The organism is Polaribacter sp. Z014 (assembly GCF_023555435.1).
In the GTDB taxonomy this organism is placed as follows: domain Bacteria; phylum Bacteroidota; class Bacteroidia; order Flavobacteriales; family Flavobacteriaceae; genus Polaribacter.
This window is the reverse complement of record NZ_JALCZP010000131.1, coordinates 1-478: the sequence shown is the minus strand read 5'-3', so window position 1 is coordinate 478 and position 478 is coordinate 1. Positions and strand designations below refer to the sequence as shown.

At 31.0% G+C, this 478-nt stretch carries 1 tRNA gene; it reads left to right on the top strand.

What is annotated here, in order from left to right:
* Window positions 1–385 precede the first annotated feature (385 nt).
* A tRNA-Leu gene (locus MPF19_RS19205) sits at window positions 386–471 on the top strand.
* The last annotated feature ends 7 nt before the right edge of the window (window positions 472–478 follow it).

The following is a 478-nucleotide window of genomic DNA, read 5'->3' as shown; positions in this document are numbered from 1 at the left end:
CTTAAAATCCAGTGGTCAGTAATGGCCGTGCGGGTTCAAGTCCCGCCTTCAGTACAATAACCGTTGTTAATCTTTTGATTTTCAACGGTTTTTTGCTTTTAACCCCAGCCGCTCCTCACCTTTTTTTTAAAATTATAAAAAATAATTCGTAATAACATTTAACTATTTTTAAGATAATACTCATTTTAATCAAATGATAATTAACACATTAATAAAAATTACAATAATTATTATTAATTTTTTCTTTAAATGTTGTAGATTATCATTAAAGGTGGTATCTTTGCAGCCCTTAGAAACAAGGACAACAGTAAAAAGATCTTTTAAATAATACAGAAAGTAAGTTTTGATTAAAATATCAATTTTTACTTTATATAAAAATTCCAATGCTGAAGTGGTGGAATTGGTAGACACGCTGGACTTAAAATCCAGTGGTCAGTAATGGCCGTGCGGGTTCAAGTCCCGCCTTCAGTACAATAAC